Origin of the sequence: Streptomyces noursei, assembly GCF_001646665.1 — a bacterium.
GTDB classification, from domain to species: domain Bacteria; phylum Actinomycetota; class Actinomycetes; order Streptomycetales; family Streptomycetaceae; genus Streptomyces; species Streptomyces lavendulocolor.
In genome coordinates, this window is record NZ_LWBU01000373.1 from 267,343 (window position 1) to 290,884 (window position 23,542).

Consider the following 23,542-nt stretch of genomic DNA (forward strand, 5'->3'; position numbering starts at 1 on the left):
CTGTACCACCAACGCTGTGAAAGCCACGGACGGCGAGCCACCGCCGCGGAAGGTCGGCGGACGGCCGCCGTCGGGCCGACCACCCGCAGGACGCGCCGGCCGCGCAAACCCGTTGCCCGGCGGGGTGCCGGGCTGGTGGGGTGGCGGGATGGAACACCGGACGCTACTGGCGCTGTTCGACCGGCAGACGCGGCGCGACGCCCGGCCCGACGGGCCGGAATACGAGGTGGAGCGGGTGGGGGACGTCGTCCGGCAGACCGGACCCGCCCACGGATGGAACGGCGTGCTGTGGTCGGACCTCGACGAGGCGCGGGCCGGGGACGCGATCGCCCGGCAGGTGCGCCACTTCACCGCGCTGGGACGGTCCTTCGAGTGGAAGCTGTACGCCCACGACGGCCCCGCCGACCTCGGCGAGCGGCTGCGCGGAGCCGGCTTCGTGCCCGAGCCGGAGGAGGCCCTGATGGTCGCCGGGGCCACCGGGGTGGCCGGCCTCCAGGCCGCCGGCGGCGGCGAGAGCGGCGGGAGCGGCGGGAGCGGAAGCGGCGGTGGGAGGGCTGCCGTCAGCGTCCCCGAGGGCATCCGGGTCCGGCCCGTGACGGACGGGGCCGGGGTGGAGCTGGTGGCGGAGGTCCACGAGCGGGCGTTCGGCGCCGACGGGACGCACCTGCGGCGCCGTCTGCTGGAGCAACTGACCGAGCGGCCCCACACCGTGGCCGCCTTCGTCGCCATGGCGGGCGACCGGCCGGTGGGCTCGGCGCGCCTGGAGCTGCCGCCCGGTACCGTCTTCGCCGGCCTGTGGGGCGGCGGCACCGTACCGGAGTGGCGGGGCCGGGGCGTCTACCGCGCCCTGGTCGCCCACCGCGCCCGGGTCGCGGCCGCACGCGGCTACCGGTACCTCCAGGTCGACGCCTCCGACCGGAGCCGCCCCGTCCTTAGGCGGCTCGGGTTCACGCGGCTGTCCAGCACGACGCCGTACGTCTACGAGCCCTGAGCCGCCGCCGGGAAGTGGTGGGCCAGCGCCTCGTGCGGATCCCCGCCGGCCGGGTGCGCGTGGTCGACGTGGACGGTGACCCCCGCCAGCCGGGGCACCTCGTGCAGCAGGGCGTGCTCCGCCGCGACCGCCACCGCGTGGGCCTGGACCACCGTCAGCGCGGGGTCCACCACGACGGACGTCTCCGCGCGCAGGGCGTGGCCCAGCCACCGCATCCGCACGGCGCCCACGCCCCGCACCCCGTCGACGTGGCCGAGGACGTGCTCCGCCCGGTCCACCAGCTCCGGGTCGACGGCGTCCATCAGCCGGTGCCACACCTCCCGGGCGGCGCCCCGCAGCACCAGCAGGATGGCGCCCGTGATGGCCAGTCCCACCAGCGGGTCGGCCCACCGCCAGCCGAGCGCCGCGCCGCCCGCGCCCAGCAGGACCGCCAGTGAGGTGAAGCCGTCGGTGCGGGCGTGCAGCCCGTCGGCGACCAGCGCGGCGGAGCCGATCGCCCGGCCGGTGCGGATCCGGGCCCTGGCCACCCACTCGTTGCCCAGGAAGCCCACCAGGCCCGCCGCCGCGACGGCCGGCAGGTGGCTCACCTCCTGCGGGTCCAGCAGCCGGCGCACCGCCTCGTACCCCGCGAAGGCGGCCGACGCGGCGATGACGAGGACCACGAACACGCCCGCCAGGTCCTCGGCCCGGCCGTATCCATAGGTGTAGCGGCGCGTGGCGGCCCGCCTGCCCAGCAGGAACGCGAGCGCCAGCGGCAGCGCCGTCAGGGCGTCCGTGGCGTTGTGCACCGTGTCGCCGAGCAGGGCGACCGAGCCCGACAGCGCGGCGATGACCGCCTGCACGACGGTCGTCGCGGCGAGCACCGCGAACGAGAACCACAGCGTCCGCAGCCCCGCCGCCGAGCCCTCCAGGGCGGTGTCGATCCGCTCACCGTGGTGGTGATGATGATGGTGATGGTGGTGTCCACGACCCGTCATGGACACCACCATGACAGCCGGACCGCCCTGCGGCCACTCTCGAAAAGCGGCCCCTGACCAGCTGCGAAAGGCTTGCGACTACCTCGCGGACGCGACGACCGGGTAGTGGTCCGACAGGTTCGTGTAGGTGTACTGCCTGCCCCAGCTGGAGACCGTCCAGGGCGCGCTCTGCTCCTTGATCACCTCGTTGGTCCAGCCGGCCGGCCTCGCGTGACCGGCGCGGTGCAGGACGTGGTCCAGGTCCTCACGGGGGTCGTCGGGGTAGCGCTCCGCGGCGATCGAGTTCAGCTCGGTGTCGAAGGAGTACGGGTGCCCGGTGCGCGCGTCCGCCCCCGCCAGGCCCGCGTCGGCCAGCATCGTGGCGTACTCACCGGTGTGCGAGTCCACATTGAAGTCGCCGGCCACCAGCACCTGCTCGGAGGCCGGGATGTTCTTGGCGTCGAGGAAGGCGTCCATCGCCTTGAACTGGCGGCTGCGCATCTGCGCCGCCTCGCCGCTGCCACAGCCCGGATCCGTCGACTGGGCGTGGGTGCCGACGACATGGACGCGCGCGCCGCCGACGTCCAGCACGGCGTAGACGAAGCCCTTGTTGGAGTACCAGTCGGCACCGCAGGCGTCCTTGTAGACGTACTGCTCCTTGCGGACGATCGGCCACTTGCTGAGGATCGTGACACCGCCGTCCTCCGGCGTCGTGGCCGAGTACGCGCCGCTCGTGGCGTCCCACCCGGTCTTCCCCCGGCCCATCACCGGTGTCTGGTGCGGGTACTGGGCGGCGGCGTTGCGCATGAGCGCGTCGGAGGAGGAGTTGTCGAACGCCTCCTGAAGCACCACCACGTCCTGACCGCGGAAGAAGGACGCCGCCGGTATCTCCTTCGCCCGGTGGTCCTGTCCCCAGTTCGGGTAGAGCGTCTTGCTGAAGAGGAACGCGTTGTACGACAGCACCTTGAGCGCCGGCGTCCCGGCCACCGCGGACGAAGCCGAGGCGGACGGAGCGGTCACCGCCACCGCACCGGCGGCGAGCACGGTGGACAGGGCGGTGCACAGGGTCGCGGACAGCGCGGCGCGCTTCGGGGATCGCGGCACGGAAACTCCCGGAGTAAGTGGGGGGTCGGAGGTCGCGCGGCACATCAAATCAGCCACGGTTACTTTCCGGTAGCCATCGTGTGCCGGGAATCTTGCGGACCCCCGTCCACCACACCAATTCGTCGGCGGCGGATACTGGGACCATGAGCACGTCGTCCCCTTCCGCCGATCCCGCGCCACCCCCGCCCGGCGGAGTGCTCTGGACCCTCGCGGGCGACATCCGCGGCCTGCTGATGCTGCCCGCGGCCCTCACCCTCCAGGTCGCCCACCCCGCCGTCGGCGCCGGCGTCGACGAGCACTCCGTCTTCCGCACCGACCCGTGGGGCCGCGGCGAGCGCTCCCTGCGCTCGCTCCAGCTCTGGGTCTACGGGGGCGAGGCGGCAGCCGAGGAAGGACGGCGGCTGCGCCGGCTCCACGCCACGATCCGCGGCACCGACACCCGGGGGCGCGGCTACCACGCCCTCACCCCCGCGAACTACGCCTGGGTCCACGCCACCGGCTTCCCCGTCTTCCACCACGCCTACCGCTACCTCGTCCGGCCGATGACCGAGGCGCAGGAACGCCGGCTGTACGCCGAGTGGCTGCGGGTGGGCCGCATCCTCGGCCTGCGCGACCGCGACATGCCCGCGACGATCGAGGAGTTCTGGCCGTACTACCGCAAGGTCCTCGCCGACGAGATCGAGGCCACCGCCGTCGTACGCGAACTCGTCGCCACCGACAGCCCGGTGCCCCCGCCCGACCGGGGTCCACTGCCCCTGCGGCTCCTCCTGCGCGCCCTGTGGCCGGTGCTCCTCCCGCCGCTCGCCCGCTTCCGCCGCTTCCTCACCATCGGGCTGATGCCGCCCGACGCCCGCGAGGCGATCGGCCTCGAGTGGACCGAGGACCAGGAACGGGCCCTGCGCCGCCTCGGCCTGGTCGTCCGCGCCGTCGTCCCCGCGCTCCCGGAGCGCCTGCGCTACCTCCCGCTCGCGCGGGAGGCCCGCCGGGAGCACCGGGCGCGGCAGCGGCGGCTCAGCCGCGCAACCCGCCCCGCGCGATGACGTCCGCGTACCAGCGGGCGCTGTCCTTCGGCGTCCGGCGCTGCGACGCGAAGTCCACGTGCACGATGCCGAACCGCTTGCCGTAGCCGTACGCCCACTCGAAGTTGTCCAGCAGCGACCACAGGAAGTAGCCCCGCACGTCCACCCCGTCCGCGAGGGCCCGGTGCACCGCCGCGAGGTGGCCGTCCAGGTAGGCGACGCGCTCCGGGTCGTGCACCTCGCCCGAGGGGTCGGCGTAGTCGTCGTAGGCCGCGCCGTTCTCCGTCACCATCAGCGGCGTTCCGGGCAGCTCGTCCCGCAGCCGGGTCAGCAGCCCGTACAGGCCCTCCGGGTCCACCGGCCAGTCCATCGCGGTGCGCGGACCCGGCGCCGGTACGAACCGGACGTGCCGCTCGGCGCCCGGCCACGGGGAGGGCGTCTCGGAGGTGCCCGCCGCGACGACCGTGGGGGAGTAGTAGTTGATGCCGAGCGAGTCCACCGGGGCGGAGGTCACCTCCAGGTCCCCGTCGCGCACGAACGACCAGTCCGTCAGCGCGACCGTGTCCTCCACCAGGTCCGCCGGGAGGCGCCCGTGGAAGACCGGGTCGAGGAAGAGCCGGTTGCCCAGCGCGTCGATCCGCCGGGCGGCCTCGCGGTCCCCGGCCGAGTCGGAGAGGGGCCGCACCGCGTGCAGGTTCAGCGTCAGCGAGACCTCCGCCGACGCGGGGAGGGCGGCGCGCAGCACCTGGACCGCGCGCCCGTGCGCCAGGTTGAGGTGGTGCGCGGCGCGCAGGGACGCGGCGGCGTCGGTGCGCCCCGGGGCGTGCACGCCCGAGGCGTACCCCAGGAACGCCGCGCACCACGGCTCGTTCAGCGTCGTCCAGGTCGGCACCCGGTCGCCCAGGGCGTCCGCCACGAGCCCGGCGTACTCCGCGAAGCGTTCGGCCGTCTCCCGGTGCGGCCAGCCGCCCGCGTCCTCCAGCTCCTGCGGCAGGTCCCAGTGGTACAGGGTGAGAACCGGCCGGATGTCGGCGCTCAGCAGCTCGTCCGTGAGCCGCCGGTAGAAGTCGAGGCCCTTCTGCACCGCCGGCCCCCGTCCGGTCGGCTGCACGCGCGGCCAGGCGACGGAGAACCGGTAGTCGGTCACGCCCAAGTCCTTCATCAGGGCGACGTCCTCGGCCATCCGGTGGTAGTGGTCGGCGGCGATGTCACCGGTGTCGCCGTTGCGGACCTTGCCCGGCGTACGGCTGAAGGTGTCCCAGATGGACGGCGTGCGGCCGTCCTCGTCGGCGGCGCCCTCGATCTGGTACGCGGCCGTGGCCGTACCCCAGCGGAAGCGGGCCGGGAAGGTGAGCTCGGTCATGAGCGGGAGACTCCCAACACGAAGTGGACCCACACGAAGTGGGCGGGACAGGGAACGGGGGAGAGGACAGGGAGGTACGGGTGAGGAGACGGCACGGGACAGGACGGGACAGGCCGGGGAGGGGCGGGACGGACGGCGGCGGGGGACGGGTGCGGAGCGGCGGTGACCACGCCCACGCCCCGGCCGGCGGTACGGGTCCGCCCGCACCGGTGCCGGCCCGCGGCGGGCCGCCCCCATGCCGGGGCCGGGCCCGCCGCGGGCGGTCAGCCCTTCACCGCGCCCTGCATGATGCCGCCGACGATCTGTCGGCCCAGCAGGCCGAAGACCAGCAGGACGGGGAGCGTCCCCAGCAGCGTGCCCGCCATGATCACGGACTGGTCGTTGACGTAGCCGCCGCCCAGCTGGCGCAGCGCGACCTGCACGGTCGGGTTCTGCGAGGACAGGGCGACGATCGGCCAGAAGAAGTCGTTCCAGGCCGCCATGAACGTCAGCAGGCCCAGCACGGCCATGCCCGGCCGGGCGATCGGCACCACGATCGACCAGAAGATCCTCGCGGACGAGGCGCCGTCCACCCGAGCCGCCTCGATGAGCTCGTCCGGCAGCGCCTGCACCAGGAACTGCCGCATGAAGAACACGCCGAAGGCCGACACCAGACCCGGCAGGATCACCGATTGCAGCTGGTTCACCCACTCCAGCTCCGCGATCAGCATGAACAGCGGGATCACGCCCAGCTGCGGCGGGATCATCATGGTGCCCACGGTGATCGCGAGCAGGGCGCCCCGCCCGCGGAAGCGCAGTTTGGCGAAGGCGAACCCGGCCAGGGTGCAGCACAGGACCGTGCCGACCGTGATGGAGCCCGAGACGATCAGGGAGTTGAGCAGGGCCTTGCCGATGTCCGCCTCCTCCATCACGGCCTCGAAGTTCCGCATCAGGTTGGGGCCGGGGAGGAGGGACGGCGGGACCTTCGCCAGGTCCGCGTTGGAGCGGCTGGCGGCGACGATGGTCCAGTAGAACGGGAAGGCGGACACCAGCACGGCCAGGACGAGGATCGCGTACGCGACCCGGCCGCCGTGCAGGGTGCGCCCGGCGCGGCGCACGGTCATCGGCCGGCCTCCTTGCGGGAACGGCGGCGCACGATCAGGGCGTTGACCCCGACGAGCACCAGGATCAGCAGGAACATCACCCAGGCGATGGCGGCGGCGCGCCCCAGGTGGAAGAAGCCCCAGCCCTGCTCGTACATATAGAGCCCGAGTGTCTGGTACTGGTGCGAGATACCACCCGACACCGAGCCCTCGAACAGCAGCGGCTCACCGAACAGCTGGGTGGCGCCGATCGTCGACACGACGGCGGTGAAGACGATCGTCGGGCGCAGCCCCGGCAGCGTGACGTGGAAGAACTGCCGCCAGCGCGACGCCCCGTCCATCTCGGCGGCCTCGTACAGCTCGCTCGGGATGGACTGCATGCCCGCGAGGTAGATCAGTGCGTTGTAGCCGGTCCAGCGCCAGATGACGATCGTCGACACGGCGATCTGGGAGGCCACCGTGTTCGTCTGCCAGTCGACCGGGTCGATGCCGACCAGCCCCAGCGCGTAGTTGACGAGCCCGAAGTCACGGCCGAAGAGCTGCGCGAAGACCAGGGTCGCGGCGGCCACGGACGTGGCGTACGGGAGCAGCATCGCCGTCCGGAAGAACGTCCGCCCCCGCAGCTTGTAGTTGAGCAGGTGGGCCAGGCCCAGGGCCATCACCAGCTGCGGGACCGTGGACAGCACACCGATGGTGAAGGTGTTGCGCAGCGAGATCCAGAAGAACTCGTCGGTGAAGAGGGCCGCGTAGTTGCCGAGACCGCGCCACTCCATGTCACCGGGCGTCTGGAGCTCGACCCGGTAGAGCGAGACGAACGCTGTGTAGAGCAGGGGGAAGAGGCCGAAGGCGGCGAAGAGCGTGAAGAACGGTGCGAGGTACGCGTACGGCGAGACGGTCTGCCATGCGCGGCGCGCCGCGGACGGGCGCCGCCGCCGTGCGGCCGCCGTTCCTGCCGGTGCGGTGAGGGTCACGGTGCGGCCCTTCATGGTGTTCGGGACGGGCGTGGACGGGCGAGGAAGGAAAAAGGCGGGCGAAGAAGGAAGGCGGAGGCGGAGGACGCGGGCCCCCGGAGGTCCTCGACGGGCCCGGTGCGGGGCCCCGACCGGCCCGGAACGGCCTGCCGGAGGCCCCGAGGGCCGGCGGGGGCGGGCCGGTCAGCCGGTGATGTTGTCGACGCCCTTCTTCGCGTTCGACCACGCCTTCTCCGGCGACGTCCCCTTCCGCTCGACCTCGCTCAGCGCGTTCGTGATCTGGTCGGCGACGTTCTTGTCGTGGACGCCGAGCACCTGTACCGGGGCGGCCTTGGCGGCGTCGCCGAAGATCCTGCCGATGGGGGCGCCGGAGAAGTACGGGTCCGTGGCGTCCGCGACCTTGGCGATGGCTCCCGTGGAGGAGGGGAAGTTGCCCTGCTTCTCGAAGAGCCTGGCCTGCTGCTCCGGCGCGGTGAGCCACTGGATCAGGTCGTACGCCTCCTTCTTGTGCTTCGCCGCCCGGGGCACGCTCAGGTACGAACCGCCCCAGTTGCCGGCGCCGCCGGGCAGCTTGGCGATGTCCCACTTGCCCTTGCCGGTCTCACCGGCCTGGCCCTTGATGTAGCCGAGCATCCAGGCGGGGCAGGGGATGGTGGCGAACGAACCGGCGGCGAAGGCCTGGTTCCACTGCGGCGACCACTGGTCCAGCTTGGCGCTCAGGCCCGCGGCGGCGGCCTCGGTGGCGGTGTCCCAGGCGGTCTTGACGGCCGGGTTCGACTCGTAGATCAGCTTGCCGGAGGCGTCGTAGTAGCGCTCCTCCTCCTGCCCGATCATGATCGTGTACAGGCTGCCGACGCTGTCCAGCCAGGCGCTCTTGGCCGGCGCCTTGGCCTTGTACTGCTTGCCGAGGTCCAGGTAGCCGTCCCAGGTGGCCCACTTCTGCGCCAGCACGGCGCGGTCGGTGGGCAGTCCGGCCTTCTTGAAGAGGTCCGTCCGGTAACACATGGCCTCGGGCCCGACGTCCGTGCCGAGGCCCAGCACCCGGCCGTCCTTCGTCGTCGCCGCCGACCACTTGGCCTCGGCGAACTCACCCTTCAGCTTGTCAGCGCCGTACTTCTTCAGATCCTCGAACCGGTCCGCCTGCTGCTGCGTCACCGAGGCGATGCGGCCGACCTCGATCGCCTGGACGTCGGCGAGCCCGCCGCCGCCGGCGAGCCGGGTCTGGAGCGACTTCCAGTAGTCCTGCTCGTCCTCCGTGTCCGTCTGCTTGATCTTGATGCCGGGGTGCAGCTTCTCGTACTCGGCGTAGAGCCCCGCCTCCTTGTAGCCGAAGGAGCCGAAGAGGTCCACGGTGAGCGTGACCGTGCCGTCGGACGCCTCGTCCGAGGCGCCGGAACCGCAGGCGGCGAGGAGCGCCCCGGTGAGCGCCACCGCGCCGAGCCGTACGGCTGCCCTGCGGGCCGTGGCCCTCCTGCCCGTCGTTCTGCGGACGGTGGCGGCTCGGTCGATGGTCATGGGAAGCCTCCCTTGGCTTCGGCGGGGTGCGGAGCGAGGTGCTGGGGAGAGCGGAACACGGGAACCGGAGGTTGAGAGCGCTCTCAGGAAGATGCCTTGGAGCGTGCCCCGAGCACCCCGCCCCCGTCAAGACTCGAACGCATAACGGCCGCGGGTGCGCCCAACTTCCCTGGGCGTCACCTGTATTGACAGCCATGTTTCAGGAGTTTTACGTTCCAGGGCACCTGAGAGCGCTCTCGGAGCGCTCTCCCGCCACCGACCCGAGGTGCCGACATGCCATCCCCCAGCACCCGCCCTTCCCCCCACTCCGGCCCCGACCCCAGCCCCCGTCCCGCCTCCGACCCCGCCGCGGTCCCCACCCGCGGCCCCCGCCTCCGCCGGTCGGCCCGGTCGTCGCCCCGGTCCGCCGCCCGCCCGGCCGCCCTGCTCCTGGCCACCGCTATGGCCGCGCTCGGCCTCACCGCGACCACCGCCGGTCCCGCCGCGGCCGCCACGGTCCCCGCCGGAGCGGGCAGCTACTCCGACACCCGCCCGCCCGGAACCTCCGGCCCCACCACCAACACCGGCGCCCCCGTCACCCCCAAGGTCACCCCGGCCGCCGCGGGCAAGCCGGTGCCCACCAACGACTGGTGGTCGTCCCTCGCCTTCCAGCGGTACGGCGACAACCCCTGGTCGACGCCCATGTACGGGCACCCGCTCACCTACCAGGCGACCGCCGCCGGCCTCGACATCGGCTATCCGACGGCCCCCACGATCGTGGGCGACGGCAGACAGTACGAGTACGCCCACAAGCGCGACCTCACCCTCGGGCTCACCGGCCTGAACTCGCCCGACACCAAGGCCGACGCCTGGTCCGACTGGACCGTCACCCCCTACTGGTCGGACGGGGCCCGCACCCTGCGCACGACCATCGGCCACGGCTCGCCGTTCGTGTACGCCAAGGGCACCGGCGGCGACGCGCGCGTCACCACCGCCACCGCGCCGACCGTCTTCGCCGACCAGGGCAACGTCCTGGGCGTCACGGTCGCCGGCCACCACTACGCGCTGTTCGCCCCGACCGGCACCGACTGGACGGTGTCCGGCTCCACGCTGACGGCCGGGCTCGGCGGCAAGGACTACTTCTCGGTGGCCGTGCTGCCCTCACCGGACGCGCTGGCCACCTACCGTACGTACGCCTACAGCTTCGTGACCGGCTCCAAGGTCGACTGGAGCTACGGCGGCGGGACGGTGAGGGCCACCTACACCCTCACCACCCAGCCGCAGGAGGGCACCCAGACCGGCACCCTCCAGGCCCTCTACCGGCACCAGTGGCTCCACACCACCGACGCGCTGACCCCGTACACGTACGTCTCGCCACGCGGCACCATGAAGGTCCGCGCCGCCACCACCTTCACCACGAGCCAGAAGGCCGCCGCGGTGCTGCCCGGGCTGCCGAAGTCGTCCGGCGTCGACGCCGCCCGGCTGCGCGGCTACCTGAACGAGGCCGCGAACGCCGCCGACCCGTTCTCCGGCGCCACGGACACCTACTGGACCGGCAAGGCCCTCGGCCGCCTCGCCCAGCTCGTGCCCGTCGCCGAGCAGATCGGCGAGACCGCCACCCGCGACAAGCTGATCGGCCTGCTCAAGGGACGGCTCCAGGACTGGTTCACGGCGGGCGGGGCGAACGAGTTCTCCTACGACCGCAGCTGGAAGACCCTCACCGGCTACCCCGCCTCGTACGGCAGCGACACCGAGCTCAACGACCACCACTTCCACTACTCGTACTACGTCTACGCGGCCGCGATCGTCGCCCAGTACGACCCCGCCTGGGCCGCCGACTCGGCGTGGGGCACCATGGTCAAGACCCTGGTACGGGACGCCGCCAACCCCAGCCGCACCGACACGTCCTTCCCCTTCCTGCGCGGCTTCGACGTGTACGCCGGCCACAGCTGGGCCTCCGGCCACCAGGGCTTCGCCGCCGGCAACAACCAGGAGTCGTCCTCCGAGTCGACGAACCTGAGCGCCGGCCTGGTCCTGTGGGGCTCGGCCACCGGGGACACCGCGCTGCGGGACCTCGGGGTCTACCTGCTGACGACCGAGGCGGAGGCCATCGCCCAGTACTGGTTCGACGCGGACCAGCAGGTCTTCCCGTCGTCCTTCGGGCACGACACCGCCGGCATGGTGTGGGGCAGCGGCGCCGCCTACGCCACCTGGTGGACGGCCAACCCGGAGGAGATCCACGGCATCAACGTCCTGCCCGTGACCGGCGGTTCGCTCCACCTGGGCGGCGAGAAGGCGGCCATCCGGCGCAACATCGCCGAGATGGAACGCGAGAACGGCGGACCGGCCGTCGAATGGCGCGACATCCTCTGGGAGTTCCAGTCCCTGGCCGACCCCGCCGCCGCGAAGGCCAAGTGGGACGCCGGCCACGCCGCGTACACCCCCGAGGCGGGGGAGTCCAAGGCGCACACCTACCACTGGATCGGCACCCTGGACGCGCTCGGCGCCCCCGACGCGACCGTGACCGGAGACATCCCCGCCTCGGCGGTCTTCACCAAGGGCACCGTACGGACCTACGCGGCCCACAACCACGGCTCCACCGCCCGCACCGTGACGTTCTCCGACGGCGCCAGGCTCACCGTCCCCGCCCGCTCCACGGCCACCGGCACCGGCAGCGGCGGCGACCCCGGCGATCCGGGCGACCCGGGCCCGTCCACCGGCGACACCTTCCAGCTCCGCACCGGCGGGACGCTCACCACGGCGACCGGCGCGACGGCGGGCAGCGACACCATCGCCTCGGCGGGCGGCGCGAACCACGACGGCACCCCGTACCAGCCGCTGGTGTACGAGGCGAAGGGCGTGAACGGCACGCTGAAGCCGGGCGTCGCCACCGCCTTCCGGCTCCAGGTCGACGCGGGCACCACGGTCGGCCTGGGCCAGCAGGCGCGCGTCAGCTACGACCTCACCGGCGACGGCACCTTCGAGCGGACGGAGACGTACCACTACTTCGCGACCGACCCGGTGACCGGCTGGGAGGAGTACGCCCAGACGCGGGGCCTGAAGTCGGCGACCGGCACCCTGGGCGACCTCAAGGGCGGCACGGTACGCCTGGAGGTGTGGCCCGCCATCGGCAACGGCACGGCCCGGCTCCAGACCGGCACCGACCGGTCGGTCCTGGTCATCCCGTACGGCTGACCGGACACGATCTAGGCGGACGCCCGCCGCACCAGTTCCGTAGGAGTGATCACCGAGCCCGGGGCGCTGCCCGCCCCGGGCTCGGCCTCGTCCGCGTTCAGGACCCGCATCAGCAGCCGCACCATCAGCCGCCCCATGCCCTCGATGTCCTGGCGGACCGTCGTCAGCGGGGGGTCGGTGGCCTCCGCGATGGACGTCATGTCGTCGAAACCGACCAGCGCCACGTCCTCGGGCACGCGCAGGCCGCGCTCCCGCAGCACCCGCAGCGCGCCGGACGCCATCAGGTCATTGGCCGCGAACACGGCGTCCAGGTCCGGGCGCTGCTCCAGCAGCTCGGCCATCGCCCGGGCACCGCTCTCCTCGGTGAAGTCGCCCTGGGCGATCAGTCCGGGGCCGGCGTCCAGCAGGACGTCCTGGTAGCCGTCCATCCGGTCCATCGCCGACGTCTGGTCGCGCGGACCGGCGATGTGCGCCACGCGCTCGCGCCCCAGCGACAACAGGTGCCGCACCGCCTCCCGGGCGCCGCCCCGGTTGTCGCAGTCGACGTACGGCACGGCCGGGCCCGCCGTCGCGCCCGGCCACCCCGGCCGCCCGCCGAACACCGCGGGGACCTGCGCCCGCCGGATGATGGAGGGCAGCTCGTCGTCGTCGTGCACGGAGAAGGCGAGGGCACCGTCCACGTGCCCCCCGCCCAGATACCGCCCGATCCGGTCGTAGTCACCCGGCCCCTCCACCCACAGCAGCACGAGCTGCGAGTCGTGCGCGGTCAGCTCGCGGCTGATGCCCCGCACCTGCTGCTCGAAGAAGGGGTCGGAGAACACCCGGAACTCCGGCTCGGCGATGATCACCGCCACCGCGCCGTTGCGCCGCGTCACCAGGGTGCGGGCCGCGTGGTTCGGGACGTAGCCGAGCTCCTCCACCGCCTCCCGCACCTTCTCCACCAGTGCCTGCCGCACCCCGGCGCCGCCGTTCACGACACGGGACACCGTCGCCCGCGACACCCCGGCGCGGGCCGCGACGGCTTCCAGGGTGGGGCGGGAGCCGGGGGCCGGTTCGGGCATGGGGGACAAGGGGAAGCTCCTCGGCGCGCGGGAATGCGGTGTACACCAGCAGGGTATCCCGTCATCCACCCCTTTGAGAGCGCTCTCTGGCCTCCGGGTCGACCGGTGGCCCGCGGTTCTCCTCGGGAGCCCGGGGGCCCGGAGACTCAGGCCAGGTCCGTCGTCTCCACCCCGGTCAGCCCGATTCCCGCCAGGGGGCCGAGCAGCCGGCTCATGTACCACTCCAGGTCGAGGAAGTCCGGGTGGTCGGCACGCGTCCTGGTGTTCAGGATGGGGGCGAGCATCAGGCGGTCACCCGAAGGGTAGAAGAAGAAGCTCCCACCCGTCCCGGTGTCCCTCCAGGTGAGCATGATGGTCGAGATGTGCCCGGCGGCGACACCCTGCTCCAGTTCCGCGACGGCGGCCGGGAACTCGTCCATCGGCCGCTGCTGGGCGTCCCCGTCCTCCAGGTCGACGTGGTAGGTGATGCTCCCCATGTCGTCGGGGACCCAGCCGGCCGCACCGAGGGCGTCGAGGACATCGCTGACGCCGACCGGCCGTGCGAACGTGAAGACGAAGTCGGTGTCCCTGCTCATGCTGCCTCCCCGTGTGCCGGCGGCGATCCCGCACCCCCGGCCCCTCAACTCCTCGGGGGCGGCCGTACGATGGGGCCGACCCGATGTATACGCCATCGTATATGGGTGAGAACGACGCTCGGCCCGACAGCGGCACCGTCCCTCCGGAGCGAAAGGCGGACGAATGATCCGCACCCTGGTCCCCGGCCTGCTCAGCCTCGTCGTGGTGGCCATCGGCCTCCTGCACTTCGTCTGGGCCTTCTCCCCCTGGCCGTGGAAGGACCCGGCGACCTTCACCAGGACGATCGGCGGCACGCACGACGGCCGGATGCCGGGCGTCCTGGAGTGCATGGCGGTCGGTACGGCCCTGATCGGCGCCGGTGTGCTGACCCTCATGGTGAACGGCACCGTCCCGGGAGTCGGTCCGGAATGGCTGCGGCTCACCGGCATGTTCGGATTCGCGCTGGTCATGTTCGTCCGGGGGACGGCCGGCTACCTCATGAACTCGGGCGCCCCGCCGGAGTTCCGGCGCTGGAACGCGCTGCTCTACTCCCCGCTGTGCCTCGTGCTCTGCCTGCTCTCGCTGGTCGTGGCGGTGGCGGCGGTCCGCCGGTAGGGCCCGCCAGGAGGGCGGCACGGCGAGCGGCGGCGCCCCGCCCGCCGCCCCGCCCGCCGGCCGCTGCGCCCGCGGCCCCGCCCGCGGCGCCGGGCCGCGGGCGGTGACGGCGACACGACCAGTGGCGGGACGGTCGACAGGTGGTCAGTGATCAGTGATCAGTGGTCGTGACCGTGGTCGTGGTCGTGACCGTGGTCGTGGATCGTGTTGGTCGCGGCGATCTTCTGCCACGACTTCGGCTGCACCGGCTTCGCCGTGGCCGCCGAGGAGCGCGCGATCCGCGATGCGGCGGCGGCGGGGGCCGCCGGCCTGGTCGGCTGGTACAGCCAGGTGTCGAACAGCCCGGCCAGCGGCTTGCCCGAGACGCGCTCGGCGTACCGCACGAAGTCGCCCACCTTGGCGTTGCCGTACGCGTACGCGGTGGGCCAGCCCTTCAGGACGGCGAAGAAGTCCTCGTCGCCGATCTCGTTGCGCAGCGCCTGGAGGGCGAGCGCCCCACGGTCGTACACGGCGAGGTCGAACTGCTTGTCCGGGCCCGGGTCGCCGGGCTTGACCGTCCAGAACGGGTCGTCGGCCGGGTGCTGCGCGTACACGTAGTCCGCCAGCTCCTGCGCCGTCCCCTCACCCTCCTTCTCCGACCACAGCCACTGGCTGTAGCGGGCGAAGCCCTCGTTGACCCAGATGTCCTTCCACCCGTCGACGGACACGCTGTCGCCGTACCACTGGTGCGCCAGCTCGTGCACGACCACCGACACGTTGGCCCCGTTGGCGAACTGGCGGGGGCTGTAGAACGGCCGCGTCTGGGTCTCCAGCGCGTACCCGCTGGTCACGTTGGGGACGTAACCGCCGAGGGCGTTGAAGGGGTACGGCCCGAAGACCTCCTCCAGCCACTCCGCGACCTCCGCCGTGCGCTCGATGCTGGCGCGCGCCGCGCCCGCGTTGGCGCCGAGGTCCTTGCTGTACGCGTTCAGGACGGGCAGGCCCTTGTCGGTCTTGTCCGTGGTGATGTCGAACTTGCCGACGGCCAGCGTGGCGAGGTAGCTGGCCTGCGGCTTGTCGGAGCGCCAGTTGAACCGCGTCCAGCCGAGGCGCGACGACTGCGACTGCAGGACGCCGTTGCTGATGGCCTGCGTCCCGTCCGGCACCGAGACCGAGACGTCGTACGTCGCCTTGTCCAGCGGGTGGTCGTTCGACGGGAACCACCAGACGGCCGAGTCCGGCTCCTGCGCCGCCACACCGCCGTCGGGGGTGCGGTGCCAGGCGGTCCAGCCGCCGATCTTCAGCTGGGACGGCTTGCCCGCGTACCGCACGACGACCGATATCGACCGGTTCTTCTCCAGCGGCGTGGCCGGGGTGATCTCCAGCTCGTGGTCGCCGGTGGCCGTGAAGCGTGCCTTCTTGCCGTTGACCCGCACCTCGCTCACCTTCAGACCGAGGTCGAGGTTGAAGCGGGACAGGTTCTGCGTGGTGGTGGCGAGGATCGTCGCCGTCCCCTCCAGCAGGTCCGTCTTCGGCTGGTACTTCAGGCGCAGGTCGTAGTGCGACACGTCGTACCCGCCGTTGCCGCTGGCCGGGTAGTAGGGGTCGCCGATACCCGGTGCGCCCGGGGCGTAGTCGGCCGCGGATGCCGGGATCGCCAGCAACAGCGAGGCCGCGAGTGCGCTCGGGACGATCAGTCTGCGGTGCACGTCAAGCTCTCCAAGTCGTGTGGACGGAAGATCTCTTGAAGGCTATTCAGCCCCTCCCGGCTCAGTCATGTCCATGGCCCCACGTGTCACGCGATCGCCATTCGGCCGACATGAACGCCCCTCACCCGCACCGTCCCCCGTGTCCCCTTCCTCCCCGTAGTGCCCCCTGTCCTCCGGCAGTCGGCCCGTGTACCTTCCGCCCATGCCGATACGTGCGCGGAGAACCCCCCTGTCGAGCGGAGCCCTGGCGTTGGCGGCCACAGCCGCCCTGATGGCGGCCTCCGCACCCCCGGTGAGCGCCGCCGCCGTCACCGCACCTCCCGTCGCTCCACGTCCCGTGACCGCACCGGCCGCGCCCCCAGGCGCCGCCGGGGCCACCGGCGCGCCCGCCGCGCCCGTCCAGGAGTCGCGCCCCGTCCACTCGTACGCCGACGCGATCCGCGAGTCCCTCTGGGTCGACACCGGCCTCGACGGCGACCGCGACGGCAGGACCGACCGCGTGGCCGTCGACATCGTCCGGCCCCGCGAGGCGGCCCAGCGGGGCCGCAAGGTTCCCGTGATCATGGACGCCAGTCCCTACTACTCCTGCTGCGGACGCGGCAACGAGAGCCAGAAGAAGACGTACGACGCCCAGGGCGCCCCGGTGCAGTTCCCGCTGTACTACGACAACTACTTCGTCCCGCGCGGCTACGCCTTCGCAGCCGTCGATCTGGCCGGAACCAACCGCTCGGACGGTTGCGACGACGTCGGCGGCCGCTCCGACGTGCAGTCCGCCAAGGCCGTCGTCGACTGGCTCAACGGTCGCGCCCGCGGCTACACCACCCGCACCGGCTCCGAACGCGCCCGCGCCACCGGCTGGTCCACCGGCGACACCGGCATGATCGGCAAGAGCTGGGACGGCACGATCGCCAACGGCGTCGCCGCGACCGGCGTCGAGGGGCTGCGGACCATCGTCCCGATCGGCGCCATCTCCTCCTGGTACGACTACTACTTCGCCAAGGGCGCCCCGCTGTACGACTCCGGCCCCGACTGGCTCTCGCACTACGTCAACAGCCCCGACGCCCGCACCCGCTGCGCCCACGTACAGCAGCGCCTGGTCGACGGGGCACCCCGCACCGGCGACCGCACCCCGCTGTGGGACGCGCGCGACCACGTCAAGGACGCGCACAAGGTGAGGGCCAGCGTGTTCGTCGTGCACGGGCAGCAGGACCTCAACGTCCGCGCCAAGCACTTCGGCCAGTGGTGGGACGCGCTCGCCGAGCACGGCGTCGAACGCAAGATCTGGCTCTCGCAGACCGGCCACGTCGACCCCTTCGACTTCCGCCGCGCCGACTGGGTCCGCACCCTGCACCGCTGGTTCGACCACCACCTGCTCGGCTACGACAACGGCATCGACCGGGAGCCGATGGCCGACATCGAGCGCGCCCCCGACCGGTGGACCACCGACCGGGTCTGGCCGCCGCGCGCCACCGCCACCACCACGCTCCGCCCCGGCACCGGCACGGCACCCGGCGTGGGCACCCTCGGGCTCGCCCCGGCACGGCCGGGCGCGACCGAGACGTTCACCGACGACCCGGCGCTCGGCGAACTCGACTGGGCGGCGCACATCGACGCCCCCACTCCCGCCAAGGCGGGCTTCGTCTCCCGCCCGCTCACCCGGGACCTGCGGCTCGCAGGCGCCTCCAGGGTCACCGTGACCGCCACCCCGGACACCACCAGCGCCCACCTCTCCGCCGTGCTGGTCGACCTCGGCCCCGGCACCATCCGCGACTACGGGTCGGCCGGTGAGGGCATCACCACGCTCGCAGAACGCACCTGCTGGGGCGCGAGCACCGCCGGCGACAGCGCCTGCTTCAAGGAGACGAGGGCGAAGACCACCGACGTCGGGTTCACCGTCGTCAGCCGCGGCTGGGCCGACCTCGGCAACTGGGCCGACGAACACCGGGGCCGCCCCCTCACCCCCGGCGAGCCCCACACCATCACCCTCGACCTCGCCTCGGCCGACCACGTCGTCCCGGCCGGCCACCGCCTCGCCCTGATCATCGGCGGCACCGACCGCGACCTCATCGACCCCCCGGCGGCCAGGCCGACCCTCACCCTCGACCTGTCCCGCACCTCGGCCCGGCTGCCCCTCGTCGGCGGCACCGCCGCCTTCCTCCGCGCCACCACCGGCGCCGCGCACCCGCCCGCCCCGCGCCCCGCGCACCCGGCGGCGCCGCAGCAGGCCGCACCGCCCCCCGCCCCCCGCCAGATCCCGCCGATCCCCGGAGGCAGCGCCCGATGACCCCCCGCGCCCGCCGTGCCCGCGCCCGACGTGCCCGCGGCCACGCCCTCGCGGTGACCGTCACCACCGCCACCGCGCTCGCCCTCCCGCTGATCACCGCACCCGCCCAGGCCACACCCGCCCAGGCCACACCCGCCCAGGCCGCGTCCGCCCAGGTGTCGCCTGGCGGGGCACCGCCCCGCACGGGCTTCGAGGCCAGTGGCGGGGCCCGCTGGACCGGTCAGGCCGAGGAGCAACGTTTCCTCGCCGCCGTCGACCGGGCGAGCGACCGCGTCTCCATGACCCGGGCGGGCACCACCCGCCAGGGCCGCCCGCTGAACCTGGTGCGGATCTCCACCGCGCCCGGCGCCACCACCGTGCTCCTCATCTGCAGCCAGCACGGTGACGAACCGTCCGGCCGCGAGGCCTGCCTGACCACCGTCCGCGACCTCGCGTACGCCAAGGACCGCGACACCCTCCGCTTCCTGGCCCGCACGACCGTCCTCGTCGTGCCGACCGCCAACCCCGACGGCCGCGCCGCCGACACCCGCGGCAACGCCGACGGCGTCGACGTCAACCGCGACCACCTCACCCTCGCCACCGCCGAGGCACGCGCCCTCGCCGCCGTGATCCGCGACCACCGGCCCGACGTCGTGTACGACCTGCACGAGTACGGCGCCACGCCGCCCTACTACGACAAGGACCTCCTCGCGCTCTGGCCCCGCAACCCGAACACATACGCCCGCGTCCACGACGAGGCGCACACCCTCTCCGAGTCGTACGTACGGCCCGCGGCCGAGCGCGCCGGCTTCGACAGCGGCGTCTACGGCATCTGGACCGACCCCGTCACCGGAGAGCCCGTCAAGCAGGTCGCGGGCGACGGCCAGGAGCGCATCCTGCGCAACACCGCGGGCATCAAGCACTCCGTCGGCCTGCTCGTCGAGACCCGCGTCGACCCGCTCACCGACGAGGAGAAGTCCGACCCCGCCCTCAACAACCGGCGCCGCGTCGACAGCCAGCTGGCCGCCCTCGACGGCCTGTTCGGGTACGTCGACGACCGGCGCGCGGCGATCGGGGCGGCCACCGCCAGGGCCCGGCTCGCCGGGCTGCGCGACCGGGGCCCGGTGCACCTGGGCGGCGCCGACAACGACCCGCCGGAGCCCGCCGAGACGCTCCAGGACCCGCCCTGCGGCTACCACCTCGACGCCGCCCAGTACGCGGACGTCAAGGACGAGCTGGCGCTGCACGGGGTGGCCGCCCGGCCGGGCGCCGACGGCGCCTTCGTACCGCTGCGCCAGTCGCTGCGGGCCCTGGTCCCGCTTCTCCTCGACACCCGGGCGGCCTACCGCCTCGCCGAGGGGAGGCCGGTCGAGGGCTGTTGATACCGGGACAGGTGTGCACCGCGTGGTAGGGGGTATCAAGAGCGAAATCAGGCCATGATCGCGAAAGGTGCCGCCCGTGTCTCAGGAGCAACGCAAACCGGGGCAACGGATGCGGCTGCCGGTGAAGGCCGCTCTGCCGGGCCGTCACCCGCACGAGGACAAGGCACCCGTCACCGACCGGGTGGTCTTCGGCGTGACGGCCGTGCTCACTCTGGCCTTCGTGGTCTGGGGCGCCACCGCGACGGAGTCGCTGGAGAGCATCTCCGACACCATGCTGAACGGCCTGATGCACAACGGCGGCTGGGCGTTCGTCCTGGCCGCCTCGGGCTTCGTCGTCTTCGCGCTCTGGCTCGCCGTCAGCCGGTACGGCCGGATCCAGCTGGGCCAGGAGCACGAGAAGCCCGAGTTCAGCACCGTCTCCTGGGTCGCCATGATGTTCAGCGCCGGCATGGGCATCGGTCTGATGTTCTACGGCGTCAGCGAACCCCTCGCCCACTACACCACCCCGCCGCCCGGCACCGACCCCGCCGACTCGGCGGACGCCATGCAGACGGCACTCGCCACCACCCTCTTCCACTGGACCCTCCACCCCTGGGCCATCTACGCGGTGGTCGGCCTGGCCATCGCGTACAGCACCTTCCGGCGCCGCAGGCGGCAGACGATCAGTGCCGTCTTCGTCCCGCTCATCGGCGGGAAGCGCGCGGACGGAGCACCCGGACGGGTGATCGACATCCTGGCGATCTTCGCCACGCTGTTCGGCTCCGCCACCTCCCTCGGGCTCGGAGCGCTCCAGATCGGCAGCGGCATGAACGAGGTCGGATGGCTGGACGAGGCCGGGACCGGGCTGCTCGTCACCATCATCGGCGTCCTGACGGTGTGCTTCGTGTTCTCCGCCGTGTCCGGGGTGGAGAGGGGCATCCAGTGGCTCTCCAACACCAACATGGTGCTGGCCCTCGTGCTCGCCCTCTTCGTCTTCGTCGCCGGCCCCACCATCCTGGTCCTCGACCTGATCCCCACCTCCCTCGCCTCCTACCTCGACGAACTGCCGCAGCTGGCCGGCCGCACCGAGGCCGCCACCGGCGGCGGGGACGTCGCCGACTGGCTGAGCAGCTGGACGGTCTTCTACTGGGCCTGGTGGATCTCCTGGACGCCGTTCGTCGGCATGTTCATCGCCCGCATCAGCCGGGGCCGGACGATCCGGCAGTTCGTCGGGGGCGTCATCCTGGTCCCCAGCACCGTGAGCCTCATCTGGTTCGCGGTCTTCGGCGGCACGGCCATGCACCTGAAGGAGCGCGGCGACCTGGGAGCCGCGACCACGCCCGAGGCCCAGCTCTTCGGAGTGCTCCAGGAGTTCCCGATCGCCGGCGTGATGAGCCTGCTGGTGATGATCCTGGTCGGCATCTTCTTCATCTCGGGCGCCGACGCGGCCTCGATCGTGATGGGCACGCTCTCCCAGAAGGGCACCTTCGAACCCGCCCGGTTCGTGGTCGTCTTCTGGGGCGTGGTCACCGGTGGCGTGGCGGCCGTGATGCTCCTCGTCGGCGAGGGGAAGGGCGACGCGCTCGCCGGCCTCCAGCACCTGACGATCCTCGTCGCCGCGCCCTTCGTCCTGGTGATGATCGGCATGTGCTGGTCCCTCATGCGGGACCTGCGCCAGGACCCGCTGATCGTGCGCGGCGAACTCGCCGAGGAAGCCGTGGAGGAGGCCGTGATCGCGGGCCACGAGAAGTACGCGGGTGACTTCGAGATCCGCATCGGCCCGAGCCACGACGAGGCCCCCGGAGGCCCCTCGGGCACCGCGCCCGGCCCCGACGCCGGCCGGGACCCCGGCTCCGACCGCTGACCGACCGCCCCACCTCCACCGGGGCCGGCCGACCGCCCCGCCGCACCGGGGCTCACCGGCCGCCCCGCCCCACAGAGGCTGACCGGCCGCCCCACCCCCCACTGGGGCGGCGGCCGGCCCGTTGCCACGGGCCGATTCACGCCGGCGGGCGGTCATCGGCGAGGATGGCGCCATGACCGAGATCCTCACCCCCCGACTCCTCCTGCGCCGCTGGCACGACGACGACCTCGTCCCCATGGCCGACATCGACGCGGACCCCGAGGTGATGCGCTGGATCGGCGACGGGTCGGTCCGCGACCTGGAGGGGACGGCGGAGGACATCGAGCGGTGGGAGGAGGAGTGGGACGAGGAGGGCTTCGGGCTCTTCGCCGTCGAGCTCCTCGCCTCGGGCGAGCTGATCGGCTTCGCGGGACTGTCCGTACCCGAGTACCTGCCCGAGGTGCTGCCGGCCGTCGAGATCGTCTGGCGCCTGGGCCGTCCGTTCTGGGGCCAGGGATACGCCTCCGAGGCCGCCCACGCCGTGCTGGAGTTCGCGCTCCAGGACCGCGGCCTCGACCGGGTCGTGAGCATCGCCCGGCTCGGGAACGACGCCGCCGAGAACGTCATGCGCAAGCTCGGCATGGTGCCCGAGCGCGAGACGACCCACCCGGTGCACGGCGTCCCGCTGCACGTCCACGCCATCGACCTCACCGAGTACCAGGGCTGAGCCGGGTCGCCGGATCACCCGGCGACCACGCCCGCCACCTCCTCGGCGCAGCCCCACGCGACGGTCACCCCCGCGCCGCCGTGACCGTAGTTGTGGAACAGCACCCCACGGCCGCCCGGCGACGGCTCCGCCGCCAGGCGCACCCCGTCCCGGCGCACCGGCCGCAGACCCACCCGGTGCCCCAGCACCCGCGCCCCGCCGATCTCGGGGCGGATCCGCGCGCACCGGGCGACGATCGCGGCCGCCGTCCCCGCGTCCGGCCCGGTGCGCCAGTCGTCCTCCTCCGCCGTGCCGCCCAGGACCAGCCGGCCCGGCTGGGGGAAGAAGTACGTCGTGGCCGCCGAGGAGTCCGCGGCCGTGTACCACTCCTCGACGCCCGGGTTCTCCACCAGGACCAGCTGCCCGCGCACCGGCCGCACCCCCGGATCCGGTACGAGGTCCCGGGCGCCCAGCCCGGTGCAGTTGACCACCACCGGGGCCACCGCCTCCGCGAGGGACGACACCGTCCGCCTCTCCACGACCCCGCCCGCCGCCTCCAGCCGGGACCGCAGCCACGCCAGGTGGACCGGCATGTCGACCAGCGGCAGCCGGGCCGCCAGGCCCCCCGACGCCAGCTGCCGCATCCCGGGCACCTCGCCCGCCCACGCGCCCAGCGAGCCCAGGTCCGTGTCCGCGTGGACCCCCGCCACCATCCGCACCCCGGTCGCCCCGGGGTCGGCCGCGAGCCGCTCGTACACGCGCAGCGACGCCAGTGCCCAGGAGCCGACGCGCTCGGCCGGTTCGATGCGGTACGGCCACCACAGGGCCCCCGCCACCGCGGAGGTGGTGTCGCCCGGCGCGTCACGCGTCCACACGCGTACCCGCAGCCCGCGCCCGGCCAGGGCGACGGCCGTCGTCAGCCCGATGACCCCGCCGCCCACCACGATCGCGTCACCCGTCATGCCGGGGACGGTAGCGGAGCCGTCCGGGGCGGGCGTACACCCGGCATGCCCGCCCCGCACGAGCACGAGCCGGACACGGGTCCGGTCTCGACCACGGCCTCGGTCACGGCGAGCCGCGCGCGCCGGCGCGCCACGACACCCACGCGTACTTCGCCCTCGCGCCCGCGACCCGGGCCGGCGGCGTCCTCACCGCCGGCACCCCACCGACCACACCAGGGAGGGCGTCCTGACCACGACCGCCCCGCGCCGCGCGACCCCCCCCCCGCCCCCCCCCCCCCCCCCCCCCCCGCCCCCCCCCCCCCGCCCCGGCGCC

The 23,542-nt window shown here is 73.1% G+C and carries 18 protein-coding genes; 8 read left to right on the forward strand and 10 right to left on the reverse strand.

Annotated elements, in window-relative coordinates; genetic code table 11:
* The first annotated feature begins 148 nt into the window (after positions 1 to 148).
* Positions 149 to 991, forward strand: a complete 843-nt coding sequence (locus tag A4V12_RS29310; RefSeq protein WP_064072445.1) for a GNAT family N-acetyltransferase — start codon at positions 149 to 151, stop codon at positions 989 to 991.
* On the opposite strand, the gene A4V12_RS29315 is transcribed toward A4V12_RS29310, so the two are convergent.
* Both A4V12_RS29315 and sph read right to left on the reverse strand, forming a co-directional pair.
* Positions 979 to 1,968: a cation diffusion facilitator family transporter gene (locus tag A4V12_RS29315; RefSeq protein ID WP_079137435.1), complete on the reverse strand. Its 990-nt coding sequence runs from the start codon at positions 1,966 to 1,968 to the stop codon at positions 979 to 981. The two genes, A4V12_RS29310 and A4V12_RS29315, sit on opposite strands and share 13 nt — an antisense overlap.
* A gap of 78 nt (positions 1,969 to 2,046) precedes the next feature.
* Entirely contained in the window at positions 2,047 to 3,051 is a 1,005-nt protein-coding gene (gene sph / locus A4V12_RS29320; RefSeq protein WP_064072447.1) for a sphingomyelin phosphodiesterase, read from the reverse strand.
* A gap of 143 nt (positions 3,052 to 3,194) precedes the next feature.
* On the opposite strand from sph, the gene A4V12_RS29325 reads away from it, so the two are divergent.
* The gene (locus tag A4V12_RS29325) at positions 3,195 to 4,091 is read left to right on the forward strand and encodes an oxygenase MpaB family protein (protein ID WP_064072448.1); all 897 of its coding nucleotides are present in this window, start codon (positions 3,195 to 3,197) and stop codon (positions 4,089 to 4,091) included.
* Here the strand turns inward: A4V12_RS29325 and A4V12_RS29330 are convergent.
* The 4 genes from A4V12_RS29330 to A4V12_RS29345 form a co-directional block, all read right to left on the reverse strand.
* Positions 4,063 to 5,433, reverse strand: a complete 1,371-nt coding sequence (locus A4V12_RS29330) for a GH1 family beta-glucosidase (RefSeq protein WP_064072449.1) — start codon at positions 5,431 to 5,433, stop codon at positions 4,063 to 4,065. The genes A4V12_RS29325 and A4V12_RS29330 overlap by 29 nt on opposite strands.
* Before the next feature lie 263 nt (positions 5,434 to 5,696).
* Positions 5,697 to 6,536 (reverse strand): carbohydrate ABC transporter permease, encoded by an 840-nt coding sequence (locus tag A4V12_RS29335; protein ID WP_064072450.1) that lies wholly within the window; start codon positions 6,534 to 6,536, stop codon positions 5,697 to 5,699.
* Positions 6,533 to 7,501 carry a carbohydrate ABC transporter permease gene (locus A4V12_RS29340; RefSeq protein ID WP_064072451.1) on the reverse strand — a complete coding sequence of 323 codons (969 nt, stop codon included), beginning with the start codon at positions 7,499 to 7,501 and terminating at the stop codon, positions 6,533 to 6,535. Before A4V12_RS29340 ends, A4V12_RS29335 begins: the two co-directional genes overlap by 4 nt.
* A 168-nt stretch (positions 7,502 to 7,669) precedes the next feature.
* A complete protein-coding gene (locus A4V12_RS29345; RefSeq protein ID WP_064072452.1) occupies positions 7,670 to 9,001 on the reverse strand; it encodes an ABC transporter substrate-binding protein in 1,332 nt (443 codons plus the stop codon).
* A gap of 441 nt (positions 9,002 to 9,442) precedes the next feature.
* Between A4V12_RS29345 and A4V12_RS29350 the strand changes: the two genes are divergently transcribed.
* The gene (locus tag A4V12_RS29350; protein WP_064072500.1) at positions 9,443 to 12,175 is read left to right on the forward strand and encodes a glycosyl hydrolase; all 2,733 of its coding nucleotides are present in this window, start codon (positions 9,443 to 9,445) and stop codon (positions 12,173 to 12,175) included.
* A gap of 11 nt (positions 12,176 to 12,186) precedes the next feature.
* Here the strand turns inward: A4V12_RS29350 and A4V12_RS29355 are convergent, their stop codons facing one another.
* Both A4V12_RS29355 and A4V12_RS29360 read right to left on the reverse strand, forming a co-directional pair.
* On the reverse strand, positions 12,187 to 13,236 hold the full coding sequence (locus A4V12_RS29355; RefSeq protein WP_064072453.1) for a LacI family DNA-binding transcriptional regulator: 1,050 nt from the start codon (positions 13,234 to 13,236) through the stop codon (positions 12,187 to 12,189).
* A 146-nt stretch (positions 13,237 to 13,382) separates the two neighbouring features.
* Entirely contained in the window at positions 13,383 to 13,811 is a 429-nt protein-coding gene (locus tag A4V12_RS29360; RefSeq protein ID WP_064072454.1) for a hypothetical protein, read from the reverse strand.
* A 163-nt stretch (positions 13,812 to 13,974) separates the two neighbouring features.
* Here A4V12_RS29360 and A4V12_RS29365 point away from each other — a divergent pair, with 163 nt between their 5' ends.
* Positions 13,975 to 14,406: a DUF3995 domain-containing protein gene (locus tag A4V12_RS29365; RefSeq protein ID WP_064072455.1), complete on the forward strand. Its 432-nt coding sequence runs from the start codon at positions 13,975 to 13,977 to the stop codon at positions 14,404 to 14,406.
* A 158-nt stretch (positions 14,407 to 14,564) separates the two neighbouring features.
* On the opposite strand, the gene A4V12_RS29370 is transcribed toward A4V12_RS29365, so the two are convergent.
* Entirely contained in the window at positions 14,565 to 16,094 is a 1,530-nt protein-coding gene (locus A4V12_RS29370) for a M1 family metallopeptidase (protein ID WP_064072456.1), read from the reverse strand.
* A 202-nt stretch (positions 16,095 to 16,296) separates the two neighbouring features.
* Here A4V12_RS29370 and A4V12_RS29375 point away from each other — a divergent pair, with 202 nt between their 5' ends.
* The 4 genes from A4V12_RS29375 (at position 16,297) to A4V12_RS29390 (ending at position 22,288) form a co-directional block, all read left to right on the forward strand.
* Positions 16,297 to 18,378, forward strand: a complete 2,082-nt coding sequence (locus A4V12_RS29375) for a Xaa-Pro dipeptidyl-peptidase (protein WP_064072457.1) — start codon at positions 16,297 to 16,299, stop codon at positions 18,376 to 18,378.
* Positions 18,375 to 19,739, forward strand: a complete 1,365-nt coding sequence (locus tag A4V12_RS29380) for a M14 family metallopeptidase (protein WP_064072458.1) — start codon at positions 18,375 to 18,377, stop codon at positions 19,737 to 19,739. The genes A4V12_RS29375 and A4V12_RS29380 overlap by 4 nt, the downstream gene beginning before the upstream one ends.
* A 109-nt stretch (positions 19,740 to 19,848) precedes the next feature.
* A complete protein-coding gene (locus A4V12_RS29385; RefSeq protein WP_064072459.1) occupies positions 19,849 to 21,582 on the forward strand; it encodes a BCCT family transporter in 1,734 nt (577 codons plus the stop codon).
* A gap of 172 nt (positions 21,583 to 21,754) precedes the next feature.
* Entirely contained in the window at positions 21,755 to 22,288 is a 534-nt protein-coding gene (locus A4V12_RS29390) for a GNAT family N-acetyltransferase (protein ID WP_064072460.1), read from the forward strand.
* 14 nt (positions 22,289 to 22,302) lie between these two features.
* Here the strand turns inward: A4V12_RS29390 and A4V12_RS29395 are convergent, their stop codons facing one another.
* Positions 22,303 to 23,229, reverse strand: coding sequence for an NAD(P)/FAD-dependent oxidoreductase (locus tag A4V12_RS29395; RefSeq protein WP_064072461.1), 927 nt, complete (start codon positions 23,227 to 23,229; stop codon positions 22,303 to 22,305).
* Positions 23,230 to 23,542 lie beyond the last annotated feature (313 nt).

What these genes read in the sequence shown, in the direction of transcription:
- A4V12_RS29310 (WP_064072445.1), top strand. Translation starts at nt 149, where the DNA reads ATGGAACACCGGACGCTACTGGCGCTGTTCGACCGGCAGACGCGGCGC.
- A4V12_RS29315 (WP_079137435.1), bottom strand. Translation starts at nt 1,968, where the DNA reads ATGACGGGTCGTGGACACCACCATCACCATCATCATCACCACCACGGT.
- A4V12_RS29325 (WP_064072448.1), top strand. Translation starts at nt 3,195, where the DNA reads ATGAGCACGTCGTCCCCTTCCGCCGATCCCGCGCCACCCCCGCCCGGC.
- A4V12_RS29330 (WP_064072449.1), bottom strand. Translation starts at nt 5,433, where the DNA reads ATGACCGAGCTCACCTTCCCGGCCCGCTTCCGCTGGGGTACGGCCACG.
- A4V12_RS29335 (WP_064072450.1), bottom strand. Translation starts at nt 6,536, where the DNA reads ATGACCGTGCGCCGCGCCGGGCGCACCCTGCACGGCGGCCGGGTCGCG.
- A4V12_RS29340 (WP_064072451.1), bottom strand. Translation starts at nt 7,501, where the DNA reads ATGAAGGGCCGCACCGTGACCCTCACCGCACCGGCAGGAACGGCGGCC.
- A4V12_RS29345 (WP_064072452.1), bottom strand. Translation starts at nt 9,001, where the DNA reads ATGACCATCGACCGAGCCGCCACCGTCCGCAGAACGACGGGCAGGAGG.
- A4V12_RS29350 (WP_064072500.1), top strand. Translation starts at nt 9,443, where the DNA reads ATGGCCGCGCTCGGCCTCACCGCGACCACCGCCGGTCCCGCCGCGGCC.
- A4V12_RS29355 (WP_064072453.1), bottom strand. Translation starts at nt 13,236, where the DNA reads ATGCCCGAACCGGCCCCCGGCTCCCGCCCCACCCTGGAAGCCGTCGCG.
- A4V12_RS29360 (WP_064072454.1), bottom strand. Translation starts at nt 13,811, where the DNA reads ATGAGCAGGGACACCGACTTCGTCTTCACGTTCGCACGGCCGGTCGGC.
- A4V12_RS29365 (WP_064072455.1), top strand. Translation starts at nt 13,975, where the DNA reads ATGATCCGCACCCTGGTCCCCGGCCTGCTCAGCCTCGTCGTGGTGGCC.
- A4V12_RS29375 (WP_064072457.1), top strand. Translation starts at nt 16,297, where the DNA reads ATGCCGATACGTGCGCGGAGAACCCCCCTGTCGAGCGGAGCCCTGGCG.
- A4V12_RS29380 (WP_064072458.1), top strand. Translation starts at nt 18,375, where the DNA reads ATGACCCCCCGCGCCCGCCGTGCCCGCGCCCGACGTGCCCGCGGCCAC.
- A4V12_RS29385 (WP_064072459.1), top strand. Translation starts at nt 19,849, where the DNA reads ATGCGGCTGCCGGTGAAGGCCGCTCTGCCGGGCCGTCACCCGCACGAG.
- A4V12_RS29390 (WP_064072460.1), top strand. Translation starts at nt 21,755, where the DNA reads ATGACCGAGATCCTCACCCCCCGACTCCTCCTGCGCCGCTGGCACGAC.
- A4V12_RS29395 (WP_064072461.1), bottom strand. Translation starts at nt 23,229, where the DNA reads ATGACGGGTGACGCGATCGTGGTGGGCGGCGGGGTCATCGGGCTGACG.